We start from the raw sequence: 12,242 nt of genomic DNA, 5'->3' as shown, positions 1-12,242 counted from the left end.
TTTAATATTAGTTAAGCGCTTTTAAAATAAGCGGTTTTAATGGTTCTGGCAATGCGATTTGCCCAGCTAAAACAAACTCATGTGCTTCACTCGACATTTTTTGCCATGTTTTACGAATGATCCCCAGCCATTTCGCCTCGTCGTAATCAGGTTTACTCATTGCAAAATCAAGCATGTAATGCTCAATAAATACCAAACTTGCAATATCTTCTATCAGCTGGCTGTCAGGGTTATGTTTAATGTTCTTTTTAGCAACCGCAGCATACACACGCTCACAATCAGCTATTGAATAGCCCGCAGTTTTCATTAGCGCAGTCACTCGCTCAGCATGAAAATCGTATAACGCGCCTCGCCACTGATAATAACCCTGCTTACCTAAAGGGAAATCACTGCGAGGTGAGCGCCAACGTTCAATATGCTGACCTCGTGCAGCAATGTGCATTAACTCATCAGCGTCAGGTTTAAAACGCGTTAGCATGTCTGTCATACGCATCGCATAAAGGAATTCTTTTGCATATGACTGCCCCTCGAACTTCACACTATTTGGATCAGCATTATTTGCATTATCTATTGCTTTTATTACAGCTTGGTACATAGGAGTTCTTTCTTAAGTATTTGCAAGTTATTGTAATCTGGTCTGTTACATTTTGCTATTTTGTTGAAATTGATGAGTAATTATTGAGCTTTGCTAGACAATAAAGCAACCCTAAACTAGTATTTTTCAGTAAGTAATTTCATACTTTAATTGCCTAAGAGTTTAGGGATGCCCTTGCTGAAGAAAAATAAAATCTCTCAATCGTTACTTTCCTTTATCATTAGTTTCGGCTTATTTTCAACGATTGCATTCAAGGTGTATTTTGATAGGCAAGAAATGCATGAGCTGGAACAAAAAACGATTCTGAATAGTTACAGTAGCGATGTTGAAAAGGCCATTCTCAATGCCCTTCAAGGCCCTTATTTAGTGCGCGCAGCAATGCGTGACTATTCATACACACAAGAGCAGTTCGAAACACTCGCCAAACAAATCCTTAATCACAGCGATGGCAGCCAAACGATCCAGTTGGCGCCAAACGGAATTATTGCCTACAGCTATCCATTACTAAGCCATGAAAGTGTCATCAATGCAGACTTATTCAAAAATAAAACCATCCAAGATTCTTTGCAAAAAACGATACAAACCAAACAAATGCAACTTGATGGGCCTAAAGAGCTCTCACAAGGTGGACAAGGGTTAGTCGCACGCCTACCTATTTTTAAACAAGACACCCTTTGGGGCTTTAGTATTGCTGTGCTGCGCTTTCCTGAATTTATAAGCAATATTAAACCTAAACTTGCCTCTGCATCTCATCGTTTTGAAGTCTGGCAAAAACAAGACACCAATTACCGGCCTTTACTCGCTAATCAGACGTTTGATGAAAGTGAATGGCTAACTCAGCCGATCATGATAAAAAATCAGCAATGGGTAGTCGGCATTAAAGACCAATTTATATTGCGTAGTCACACCGAAATTGCTGTTTTACTGCTGTTCTCACTGCTGTTGTCATCTATCAGCTGTTATTTGTTTTTTATCACGGCGCGTCTTCGCGAGCACGAGCATAATTTAGAAGAATTAGTACAAAAGCAAACAGTCGAACTTTCAGAACAAGCGTTAGCACTCAAACAAGCACAATCATTGAGTGGTGTGGGGAGCTGGCACTTATCACCCGATACGGGAACGCGTCATTTATCAGCCCAAGCCAAAGTGCTTTTTAACTCAGATTCGGCAGAACAAACGATCAACGCTATCTGTAACAGCATCGACAGTTTTTATAAAAATGCCTTTTTAAATTTTATCAATTCACGCCCAAATACGCCTATAGAGCTTGAGTACACCATAAAAATTAATGGCGAAAAGCGCTGGTTTCACGAACTTGCAGAGTGGAACTTTAAAACCAACACTTTAGTGGGGACTGTCGAAGACGTCAGTGACGAAAAACACCAGCAACATGAACTCTATCGGCAGGCTAATTTTGATCCAATGACCGGACTGGCTAATCGCCATTACACTGAAAAATACATCACCAGCTTATGTCCTCAAAATCAATATAACTCAGGACTTACCTTGTTATGCGTTGAAATAAAAGGCTTTCGACAACTCGAAGATATCTATGGTCATAATTTCATAAACGAATTACAAATAATCATTGCCAATCGTTTAATAGAGTTTGCAGAGCACTACCACGCATTTTGCGCCCATATTAAACCCGGGTGTTTTCTACTGCTGTTAAAAGAAGCTATTTTTGATGAAAAGCTTGCAACCTTTGTTGATAAACTTCAACACCAAGTTGCTGGTTTAATTGAAACCGCAGGCACGGCCCACTTTTATCATTTTTATATTGGTGTGGGTTATCCTCATTTACAAAGTCTCGATGCAAGAGAGCAAATTAATACGGCACTTATTGCAATGAATGAGTGCCATAGCTTAGAAAAAACATTCACTATTTACAGCCAGTCTCTAAAAGATAAGCTGATAGCAAAGAGCGACTTAGAAAGTGATTTGCGTCACGCCCTCTCTACCGGTAAGCAATTGAGTATGGTTTACCAACCCATTCTTAATACCAAAACAGGGGCGTTGGTTGCATGCGAGGCATTAGTTAGGTGGCAGCATCCTGTTAGGGGCTATGTGTCACCAAACGAATTTATCGCCATTGCAGAGCAGTCTGCGTTGATCAACTTATTATCGCGGTGGATCATTGCCAAAGTCGCTGAAGACTGTCACCGATTAGTGGAAAATAACATTCATATAAGAATGTCGATAAACCTGTCTCGTAAACAGTTTTCAGATGCGCATCTCGTAAAACGTTTAAGCCAAGAAAAAATGACCTTGTTCCCGGCAGATCAAGAAATAAACCTTGAGATCACTGAGTCTGCTCTTTTTCAAAACACACAATATGCCATTAGCTTAATGCACAAACTAAAAACAGCGGGCTTTGATTTATCGCTTGATGACTTTGGAACGGGTTATTCATCGCTTGCGTCCATACAGCAATTCCCCCTTGATAACGTGAAAATAGATCGCGCGTTTATTTGTAATTGCGTTGAAAACCCGCGTGACGGTCTTTTTTTACAAACCATGAGTGACTTGGCGCATCATTTAAACTTAACCATCACTGCCGAGGGGGTCGAAAGCTCAGAACAATGGCAACTGGTCAGTGATAAAGGCATTGATTACATTCAAGGGTATTTAATTTCAATGCCATTACCAATCGAAAAGTTTATTGAATTTGATCCTGCCCCGTAAGATCGCGGGCAATACTTTGCTGAGGCTTTTCAATCATTCGGGTAAGTTCTGTGCCATCATCACTGATAATGATGGTAGGGGTGTAACGTAAGTCATGCTTCTTTGCGAGGCCGTTAGGGTCGAGTTTGTCGTAGCCAACCGCAACTAAACGCAATGAACCAAGTTGCACTTTAGCCATATCAAGCAATTTTAAAAAGCGCGGTACTTCGCGTTTTGAATCATGGCACCACGTACCTAAAAAAACTAAAGCTTGCTTGCCTTGCAGTGCTTTTATTGTGTTTAGGTCATTTTCGCTTGGCGAATAGTCTTCATATTCTTCGCTAAATTCAGCGTAGTTTTTAAGTAAGTCTGCAACCGTTATATCGCCAGCATAGGGCGCTTCAGCGGCAAACAGCGTCGTTGACAAAAGCACCACAAAGGCACTCAATACATATTTCATAATTATTATTCTCTACGCTATTAAAGTCCCACAATAACTAATTGCGCTTATTTACACCAGTTTTAGGTGCGTTCAAAACAACATAAAACGTTCTTAAATAAACCTCTACGATGAATAGGGTTAAATCAACATCCCTACTTTCAATTCGGCCTATGAACACACGCTATTCGCAAAATCTTAAAATCTACCCTATTATATTAGTTATAACTAATATAATGAGAATCACCATGGTCACAGCAAAAAGAGTCAGCGGTCTTTTAGTACTTTTCAGTTCAATGAGCTATGCACAAACAACACCGCCAAATATCGCGAGTTTGGAGAGCGAAGCCGTTGAGCGCATTGCATTATTTGCAAACACACTCAAATCTGAACTTGGTGAGGCAATACAGCAAGGTGGGCTTGTTGCAGGGATTGATGTGTGCCAAATGAAGGCGCCCGCTATCGCTGAAAGTTTGTCAATCAATGGCTGGAAAGTCGCTCGTAAAAGCAGCAAACACCGCAACCCGAACAATAAACCTGATGGTTGGGAGGCCGAGAAAATAGCCGAACTTCTGGACATGCTACGAAACAGCGAAAGCATCGAGAATGTCACATTTTCAACCACCCGCGATGGTCAGTTTCGCTTTGCCAAAGCCATAAAAGTTGCCCCGATGTGTTTAGCCTGTCACGGTGAAAAAATATCACCAGAGGTAAAACAAGCGCTCAATAATCATTACCCTAACGACTTAGCAACTGGGTATAAACTAGGCGATTTAAGAGGCATTTTTTCTGTGAGCAAAACACTGGAAACCCCCTAATACAATGCCATGATGGTGTATTTGTAAGTAACTTAGGCTCGCATAGTGCACCATTAGCCATTAATATAAGCGCAAATAAAATTAACCTAGGTGTAGTTTATGTCGACCCCTCCTTGCCCAAAGTGTCAATCGGAATACGTATACCCAGATCAAAACAACCTCATATGCCCTGAATGTGGGCATGAATGGAATCCAACAGCTGTAAATAGCGATGACGTGATCACAGTAAAAGATGCCAACGGCACTTTATTGGTAGATGGCGATAAAGTGACAGTTGCTAAAGATTTAAAAATCAAAGGCAGCTCACAAGTCATTAAAATTGGCACCAAAGCTGTTATTCGAAGAGTGCTCGATAAAAAAGACCACGAGCTCGACTGTAAAGTAGACGGTATCGGCGAAATGATGGTCACCGCAAAATTTGTAAAGAAAGCTTAAGCTTGCGCGTCCTCAGCCAGCCATGACAACATGGCGCTGCGGACAACTTCAACATGCTCGCCGCCCACAGTCCAGTGACAAACACCTTCAAGCTCAATAAACTGAGCCTTATTTCGGGCATATTTTTTTGCCATTGCTCGCTGTGCTTTGATGGGGGTGATCCTGTCTTTATTGCCCGCAATGATAAGTATTGGGCAGCGAATTGATGCACTATTAACGCGTGAATAACCCGTTGGAAAAAAGCCACTTACCCCCATTTGAAATGTAGCCCGCCCCGACTCATAAGTCGCATGCTGATATATTAGCTGCTGAACCGGCTCAGGTTGCGTATTCGCAATACCATAACGAATCTGCGCAAGCGTAATATGTGTTACCCGCCGCCATAGCGGAAATAAAAATAAATTACGTCCAAATGTGCGAATAACAGACCAACTCCATGCATTGATCCCCCCCGGTGCGGCTGATGAAAGTAAAATAAGCTTGGCAACATGCGTCCTTGCAGCAACCAATTGAGCCAGTAACCCACCCATCGAATGACCAACAATAATGGCAGGCCTATCAAGCTTGGCTATTTCTGCCATAATAAACGCAACATAATCTTGTAAGCGCAGCTTCGCTAATGTCTGTTTATCTGCCGTTGTATAACTTGATTTGTCAAAATGCATTGGCAACGTTAATGCATGAACTTCAAAGCCCTGTTGCGTAAATACTGCCGCCACGTCTTGCATAGCCACCGCGGTGCTCCACATACCATGAATAAGGACAACGGGTGGTTTATTTTTAAACTGTGTATTCATGCCGTTCATACCATTTATTAACCCATCGAAACGGCAGGTTATGTGTGCTGATGTCGATGTTTGTCGTTTTTAAATTGTAAAACATCATTGGCAATTGGGTCCTGAGTGAGCGTTTGTTTATCTTTACCATAATGCATTGTTACCACCCATGGTGGTTAAACAATAAAAGCCACAATTGTGGCTTTTATTTCACACAGGCTCGCTTTTAGTAACAAGCCGTTCGGGTATGTGTAAGGTACGCTGCGGAAATGGAATCGTTAAGCCTGCGTCTTCGATTGACTCTTTAACGCGCTTATTTAAATCCCAATACGTTTGCCAATAATCGTCATTTTTAGCCCACGCTCTAAGCTGTATATTAACTGCACTTTCGGCCATAGCCGATACCATAACGTGAGGTGCAGGCTCTAAAAGTAAGCGAGGTTCACTGGCAGCAATACGTTTTAAAACATCGAACCCTTCATCAATCGAATCGGCATACGAAATACCCACAACAATATCCATGCGGCGTTTACCATTTCGAGTAAAGTTTTTAATATTGTTGCCCCACACAATCCCGTTCGGTGATGCGATATATAAGCCATCGATGGTTTGAAAAATAGTGGTGAACAAATTAACTTCAGAAACTGTTCCTTGCATTGAACCTATTTCAACAAAGTCACCCACTTTAAAGGGCCTTAAAATAAGTAACATCATGCCAGCAGCAATATTACTTAAAGTATCTTTAAGCGCTAAACCAATCGCGAGGCCTGCGGCCCCCACTAACGCAATCAAACTTGCGGTATTTACGCCAAAAATATCTAAAATAAACACACCACCAATCACATATACCGTATAGCCTGTAACCGATGACAAAATAGGCAAGAGTGTGTCGTCTACTTTATTCAGTTTTGAATGAGAGTTTTTAATCGCCTTTTTCACAGACTTGGCGATAAGCGCACTGGCAATCAAAATTACAATCGCCAACACCAATTTGTAGCCCAGCGCAATAATAGTCTGTGAGTGATTAAGCCAAAAATCGCTAACCGTTTGTTTCATACTATGTCCTGTATAATATATTTATATTTCAATTCGTTAACTTAATTGCTTACTGAAAACAGTAACCACGTATTATAGGCACAGTACACAAGCAGTAGCCCAACCCCTTCAACTCTGTTTATTCTGCCAGTCCTGCGATAACCATAAGCAAACACTAATAAACATAGCGTTAAAGAGAACATCGCTAACCAATCACGCATTAATAAATCACTTGAAAGATTAACGGCAGGCGCAATAACACCAGCAATGCCTGTCACCGCTAAAATATTAAACATGTTAGAGCCAATCACGTTACCAATGGCAATATCGTGTTCACCTTTTCGCGCTGCGACAACTGAGGCGGCAAGTTCAGGTAACGACGTACCCAGTGCCACAATAGTTAAGCCAATAATTAAATCGCTTATTCCCATAAGTTCAGCAATATTTACCGCCCCCCACACAAGTAAACGAGAGCTGGAAATGAGTACAATAAGCCCGATGACTAACCAAGTAATAGCCGCCTTAAGCGACATAGGTTGGGCACTCAGTTCCTGCTCAACATCGTTTTGTAAGGTATCGTTTTTGCTTTTTAGCGCAGCAAAAATACTCCAGCCAATAAAGGCTAGAAACCCAAGTAATAATACAATGGCATCAAAACGCGTTAGGCTGTTGTCCCATATCAACACAGCAAGCAAAATACTAACAAGCAGTAATAGTGGCAGCTCTTTTTTAACAATCGTTGAATGAACGACAATCGGCGAGATAATAGCTGTAAGGCCCAAGATCAGCCCTATATTTACGATATTTGACCCAACGGCATTCCCTAATGCAAGCTCGGGGCTGCCGTCTGCCGCTGCCATAGCTGACACCAACATTTCTGGCGCAGACGTGCCAAAGCCAACAACGATCATGCCAATTAAAAGAGTTGGCATACCCGCATATTTAGCACTGACAGCGGCACCATCAACAAATCGATCGGCACTCCAAATCAGCAATGCAAAACCGCATAAAATAGCGAGGACAAAAGTAATCATATGAACTCCCGGCGCATCAGTGGTAACAAAATGACCGACTTGAACATTGCGTAGTCACCCAGACGACACGCTAGAAAAGTAATAAACACGAGCAGACCCCTTAGGGCGGAATACAATAAGGCATGCACTATGCCCGCCCGGAACACAGTAGATGCCTTAAGTCTTGTCAATCCATACTACGGACATGAACGCCACGAACGAATGTTCGGAGACTGTTGACGTTCATCTTAGTAACTAAGCGACTACTCCCCTAAGGTTAGGCGTAGACTATATAACCAAAAGTCACAAGTACAAAGTAAAATCTACACCTTTTTTACTTGTTTTTTTTACCACGATTCGACTTCTTAAACAGAGTAACGTTCGACGACAATACCCGCCACATCACATGCTTTACAGTGCAATTCCCAACCACCAGCCCAAGTTCGAGCATGAAGACTTGCATGGCAAAGTGGACACACTTCATCAGCAAATGTACTTGGAGTTAGCGCTTTTGCACGCTTAGAAAAAAACCTTAAAAACCACAAAATGTTATCATCGATGTTTATCGCAAGATCGCGACGTAAGGTATCGCAAAATGCGTTAAAGACTGCCTGCTTGTATTCCCGTTCATGTTCAGGCGATTTTGCAGCATACAGACCAAGATAGTGATCGATTTCTTTAACACGTTCAGGCCATGCGTGTGCGTCTATATGATGTTGGCAATCAATCAGTTCTGCCAATGTATAATTTGCGTAATCTGGTTTTATCATCGTAAATTTCCTCCTTAAAACTCACTCGGATAAAGCGAGCCATTTTTATTTATCTCTGCTAACCACTGCTCAAACAAGGTATTAGCATCTGCAAGCTCATTCTGTGACAAGCGTGGGGAGTGCTTTTGCTCAAACCAAGCATAGCGATTATATAAATCATTATTTTGCGTCATTTCCATAAGCAAACGATTAATCGCATAGGCTTTAGCCGCACTGTTTACGCCCACTTGTTCATCGACAAACATATACGTGCTTTTTCATTTCCCTGCATCGCTGCGCGCTCTATGAATTCTGCCCTTGCAAGTTTAGTAGGAAATTGCGAACGCACATAAAATTCAGGTGTTAAACGTAAACATAGCATCCCACGATAAAATGCAAATTGCTAGATTACGCTAGCCCAAAAAACTTGAATGCAAGACATAGCTGCCCAACAGGTGCCTTACATTCAAGCATTAAAAATATGCTAGCGAGTCAGCATATTAACGGTCATTATAATAAGCAAAGTGGCAAATATTTTTTTGATCAATGACACTGGCCATGTCTGCGTTGCTAAGGCCCCCCAAGGCGCAGTAAACCAAGACGTACAAACAATACCCAACAGAGCCGGTAAATAAACAAACCCTGCAAAACCGTCTTGCAATGCAAAGTACTGACTACCCGCACTGATGTAACCTACCGAACCAAAGAGCGCAATAACAATGCCACAAGCCGATGCACAGCCAATGGCTTTTTTCATATCGACTGAAAAAAACGTTAATAATGGCACAAGCACCGCACCGCCCCCAATACCTATCATGGCCGATAAGCCACCGGTGATTGTGGTTAAAAATGTAAGCAGGCCTTTATTAGGTAATTGGCGCGCAGTGGATGTATCTCCCCTGCCCCCAAAAATCATTTTAAGCGCAATGAGCACAACGCAAATAGCGAATACTAACCTCACCACATTTTCTGGTAATAACGCCGCAATAAACCCACTGATGAGCGCACCAAGTGCCACACCAACCATCACCCAAGGCGCAATTTCCCATGGCACATTACCATTTTTATGATGCGCTATTGCTGACGACGTTGAAGTAAAAAGTATGGATGCCAATGAGGTTGCAATAGCCACTACCACGACCTGCTCTGCGGGTAAGACATTAAAGTGCAGTAATATAATGCTGAGTATTGGCACAATCACTAAACCGCCACCAATCCCTAATAAACCGGCTAAAAACCCAACGCCACTGCCAAGTAAAGCGCAGTAAAGCACCAACACGATTAATTCACTCATTCCCTTTATCTCTGTTATTCGTTTAGATTTCGAGTATATCAATTAAAGGAACAATAGTTGCGGCGTTAAGTATTGAATATTACTCACGTTTCACATGAAAAAACCACATCATAGCCTCACCCATTTAGCCATCTAGACTTTCAAAGTATGTTTAAGTACTTTGCACCCATATTAAATACACACCACAAGAGTACGTCCCTTTAATGTATGAATCGCATTCATGTTTTACCTGAAATAAAAACGTTTTTCTTCATGCTCCAGAGCACGTATAAATTTATTAACGCTGCAAAGGTTACTAAAGCTAATTGAGTAGCCTGTTATGACTAACACAGCGATAAATAATTAAACAGCAGTCACGTTTTCGGATTAAACATTGGATACCTACAGCCATGAAAAATGATTTTACATTTACTATTAAGCGCATTTGCTTGGATGAAAACTACCATCCATCAAACAGCACGCGTATCACTACCAACTTTGCAAACTTAGCAAGAGGCGAAAGCCGTAAACAGAACCTACGCAATGCTTTAAAAATGATTAATAATCGTTTTAATGCCTTAGCAAATTGGGATAACCCACAAGGCACTCGCTACTCTGTTGAACTGGAAATTATTTCTGTTGATATCGATATTGCGAACAGTGGCGACGTTTTTCCCTCTATTGAAGTGTTAAAAACGAATATTATTGATCACCAGACCGATGAACGAATCGAAGGCATTGTGGGTAACAACTTCTCATCTTATGTTCGCGACTATGACTTTAGTGTGTTGCTGCTTGATCATAATAAAAGTAAAAGCCAATTTAGCATCCCCGATAACTTTGGCGACTTACACGGCAAGTTGTTTCAACACTTTGTAAGCTCTGATACTTACAAAAGCCACTTTAAAAAACCACCGGTTATTTGCTTAAGCGTGTCAGACAACAAAACCTATCACCGCACTGAAAACCAGCATCCAATTTTAGGGGTAGAGTATCAGCCAAATGAAACATCATTAACCGAACAATACTTCAAAAAAATGGGCTTACAAGTGCGTTACTTTATGCCTCCTAACAGTGTGGCTCCTCTGGCATTCTATTTTTTTGGTGATTTGCTTAACGATTACACTAACCTTGAGCTTATCAGCACCATTAGCACCATGGAGACCTTTCAAAAGATCTACAGGCCAGAAATTTATAACGCCAATGCAGTCGCAGGGAGCCGTTATAAACCAAACTTAAAGAACCAAGATCATTCATTAACACAGATTATTTATGACCGTGAAGAGCGCAGTCAGTTAGCTGTTGCACAAGGCAAATTTGCCGAACAATACTTTATAAAGCCCTATAAAACAGTGCTTGAGCAATGGTCTAGCAATCTGGCCTAATAACAAGATAACTAAGCGATTATTATGAAAAAATTATTACCTACTTCAACCGCTGGCAGCTTACCAAAACCGTCTTGGTTGGCACAGCCACAAACACTTTGGTCACCCTGGAAATTACAAGGAAGTGAACTTAGCGATGGCAAGCATGATGCTCTGCGTGTTTCGTTACATGAACAACAGTTAGCAGGTGTTGATATTGTGAGTGATGGCGAACAAACCCGCCAGCACTTTGTCACCACCTTTATTGAACACTTAACAGGGGTTGATTTCGAAAACCGTAAAACCGTTAAAATACGTGACCGTTACGATGCCAGTGTGCCGTGTGTTGTTGGGCCTGTATCACGTACCAAACCGGTGTTTGTTGACGATGCCAAATTTTTGCGCGCACAAACCAAGCAGCCAATCAAATGGGCGTTGCCGGGTCCGATGACCATGATCGACACCCTGTACGATGACCATTATCACAGCCGCGAAAAGCTCGCCTGGGAATTTGCTAAAATTCTTAATCAAGAGGCCAAAGAGCTTGAAGCTGAAGGTGTCGATATAATTCAATTTGATGAGCCCGCTTTTAATGTGTTTTTTGACGACGTTAACGACTGGGGTATTGCCTGCCTTGAAAGAGCAATCGAAGGGCTGCAATGCGAAACCGCCGTTCATATTTGTTACGGTTACGGCATTAAAGCCAATACCGATTGGAAACAAACATTGGGCAACGAGTGGCGCCAATACGAGGAAATATTTCCTAAGCTACAAAAATCGAATATCGATATAATTTCGCTCGAATGTCATAACTCGCGTGTACCAATTGAGTTACTTGAGCTGATCCGTGGGAAAAAAGTGATGGTAGGCGCCATTGATGTCGCACGCAATGAAATAGAAACCCCAGAAGAGGTTGCCGCAACACTGCGTGAAGCACTCAAATATGTTGATGCCGATAAGCTCTACCCTTGCACCAACTGCGGCATGGCCCCATTACCCCGAGATATCGCAAATGACAAATTAAAAGCCCTCAGCGCAGGGGCTGAGCTTGTACGAAAAGAGCTGCTAGCTAATTAATCCT

At 41.8% G+C, this 12,242-nt stretch carries 13 protein-coding genes; 5 read left to right on the top strand and 8 right to left on the bottom strand.

What is annotated here, in order from left to right:
• Positions 1-7: 7 nt before the first annotated feature.
• Positions 8-595, bottom strand: coding sequence for a DUF4202 domain-containing protein (locus tag H3302_RS17545; RefSeq protein WP_036972426.1), 588 nt, complete (start codon positions 593-595; stop codon positions 8-10).
• A gap of 174 nt (positions 596-769) precedes the next feature.
• On the opposite strand from H3302_RS17545, the gene H3302_RS17540 reads away from it, so the two are divergent.
• Positions 770-3,280: a bifunctional diguanylate cyclase/phosphodiesterase gene (locus H3302_RS17540; protein WP_176714564.1), complete on the top strand. Its 2,511-nt coding sequence runs from the start codon at positions 770-772 to the stop codon at positions 3,278-3,280.
• Here the strand turns inward: H3302_RS17540 and H3302_RS17535 are convergent.
• Positions 3,255-3,719: a thioredoxin family protein gene (locus tag H3302_RS17535; protein WP_036972428.1), complete on the bottom strand. Its 465-nt coding sequence runs from the start codon at positions 3,717-3,719 to the stop codon at positions 3,255-3,257. The two genes, H3302_RS17540 and H3302_RS17535, sit on opposite strands and share 26 nt — an antisense overlap.
• 227 nt (positions 3,720-3,946) lie before the next feature.
• Here H3302_RS17535 and H3302_RS17530 point away from each other — a divergent pair, with 227 nt between their 5' ends.
• Positions 3,947-4,516 (top strand): DUF3365 domain-containing protein, encoded by a 570-nt coding sequence (locus H3302_RS17530; protein WP_182396712.1) that lies wholly within the window; start codon positions 3,947-3,949, stop codon positions 4,514-4,516.
• 99 nt (positions 4,517-4,615) lie between these two features.
• Complete coding sequence (locus tag H3302_RS17525) at positions 4,616-4,951, top strand: zinc ribbon domain-containing protein YjdM (RefSeq protein ID WP_074988514.1); 336 nt, start codon at positions 4,616-4,618, stop codon at positions 4,949-4,951.
• On the opposite strand, the gene H3302_RS17520 is transcribed toward H3302_RS17525, so the two are convergent.
• From H3302_RS17520 to H3302_RS17495, 6 genes are all read right to left on the bottom strand, one after another.
• Entirely contained in the window at positions 4,948-5,748 is an 801-nt protein-coding gene (locus tag H3302_RS17520) for an alpha/beta hydrolase (RefSeq protein ID WP_182396711.1), read from the bottom strand. The two genes, H3302_RS17525 and H3302_RS17520, sit on opposite strands and share 4 nt — an antisense overlap.
• A gap of 189 nt (positions 5,749-5,937) precedes the next feature.
• Positions 5,938-6,783 (bottom strand): mechanosensitive ion channel family protein, encoded by an 846-nt coding sequence (locus H3302_RS17515; RefSeq protein WP_075593436.1) that lies wholly within the window; start codon positions 6,781-6,783, stop codon positions 5,938-5,940.
• Positions 6,784-6,824: 41 nt separating this feature from the next.
• Positions 6,825-7,796: a calcium/sodium antiporter gene (locus H3302_RS17510; protein WP_065979611.1), complete on the bottom strand. Its 972-nt coding sequence runs from the start codon at positions 7,794-7,796 to the stop codon at positions 6,825-6,827.
• Between the two features lie 344 nt (positions 7,797-8,140).
• Positions 8,141-8,545 (bottom strand): hypothetical protein, encoded by a 405-nt coding sequence (locus tag H3302_RS17505; protein ID WP_036972435.1) that lies wholly within the window; start codon positions 8,543-8,545, stop codon positions 8,141-8,143.
• Positions 8,546-8,559: 14 nt separating this feature from the next.
• Entirely contained in the window at positions 8,560-8,790 is a 231-nt protein-coding gene (locus tag H3302_RS17500; RefSeq protein ID WP_065979612.1) for a hypothetical protein, read from the bottom strand.
• Positions 8,791-9,008: 218 nt separating this feature from the next.
• Positions 9,009-9,818 carry a sulfite exporter TauE/SafE family protein gene (locus tag H3302_RS17495; protein ID WP_065979613.1) on the bottom strand — a complete coding sequence of 270 codons (810 nt, stop codon included), beginning with the start codon at positions 9,816-9,818 and terminating at the stop codon, positions 9,009-9,011.
• Positions 9,819-10,207: 389 nt separating this feature from the next.
• On the opposite strand from H3302_RS17495, the gene H3302_RS17490 reads away from it, so the two are divergent.
• Together H3302_RS17490 and H3302_RS17485 are read left to right on the top strand one after the other, a co-directional pair.
• On the top strand, positions 10,208-11,182 hold the full coding sequence (locus H3302_RS17490; RefSeq protein ID WP_036972439.1) for a DUF1852 domain-containing protein: 975 nt from the start codon (positions 10,208-10,210) through the stop codon (positions 11,180-11,182).
• A gap of 24 nt (positions 11,183-11,206) precedes the next feature.
• Entirely contained in the window at positions 11,207-12,238 is a 1,032-nt protein-coding gene (locus tag H3302_RS17485) for a methionine synthase (protein WP_182396710.1), read from the top strand.
• Positions 12,239-12,242: the final 4 nt, after the last annotated feature.

Source organism: Pseudoalteromonas sp. MT33b (genome assembly GCF_014117385.1).
In the GTDB taxonomy this organism is placed as follows: Bacteria; Pseudomonadota; Gammaproteobacteria; order Enterobacterales; family Alteromonadaceae; genus Pseudoalteromonas; species Pseudoalteromonas lipolytica.
Note: the sequence above shows the minus strand (reverse complement) of the source record. Positions and strands in the feature narration are given on the sequence as shown.

Bases quoted from the DNA above. Each gene is read 5' to 3' on its own strand.
- H3302_RS17545 (WP_036972426.1), bottom strand. From the start codon at position 595: ATGTACCAAGCTGTAATAAAAGCAATAGATAATGCAAATAATGCTGAT.
- H3302_RS17505 (WP_036972435.1), bottom strand. From the start codon at position 8,545: ATGATAAAACCAGATTACGCAAATTATACATTGGCAGAACTGATTGAT.
- H3302_RS17535 (WP_036972428.1), bottom strand. From the start codon at position 3,719: ATGAAATATGTATTGAGTGCCTTTGTGGTGCTTTTGTCAACGACGCTG.
- H3302_RS17510 (WP_065979611.1), bottom strand. From the start codon at position 7,796: ATGATTACTTTTGTCCTCGCTATTTTATGCGGTTTTGCATTGCTGATT.
- H3302_RS17530 (WP_182396712.1), top strand. From the start codon at position 3,947: ATGGTCACAGCAAAAAGAGTCAGCGGTCTTTTAGTACTTTTCAGTTCA.
- H3302_RS17515 (WP_075593436.1), bottom strand. From the start codon at position 6,783: ATGAAACAAACGGTTAGCGATTTTTGGCTTAATCACTCACAGACTATT.
- H3302_RS17500 (WP_065979612.1), bottom strand. From the start codon at position 8,790: ATGTTTGTCGATGAACAAGTGGGCGTAAACAGTGCGGCTAAAGCCTAT.
- H3302_RS17490 (WP_036972439.1), top strand. From the start codon at position 10,208: ATGAAAAATGATTTTACATTTACTATTAAGCGCATTTGCTTGGATGAA.
- H3302_RS17495 (WP_065979613.1), bottom strand. From the start codon at position 9,818: ATGAGTGAATTAATCGTGTTGGTGCTTTACTGCGCTTTACTTGGCAGT.
- H3302_RS17485 (WP_182396710.1), top strand. From the start codon at position 11,207: ATGAAAAAATTATTACCTACTTCAACCGCTGGCAGCTTACCAAAACCG.
- H3302_RS17520 (WP_182396711.1), bottom strand. From the start codon at position 5,748: ATGAATACACAGTTTAAAAATAAACCACCCGTTGTCCTTATTCATGGT.
- H3302_RS17525 (WP_074988514.1), top strand. From the start codon at position 4,616: ATGTCGACCCCTCCTTGCCCAAAGTGTCAATCGGAATACGTATACCCA.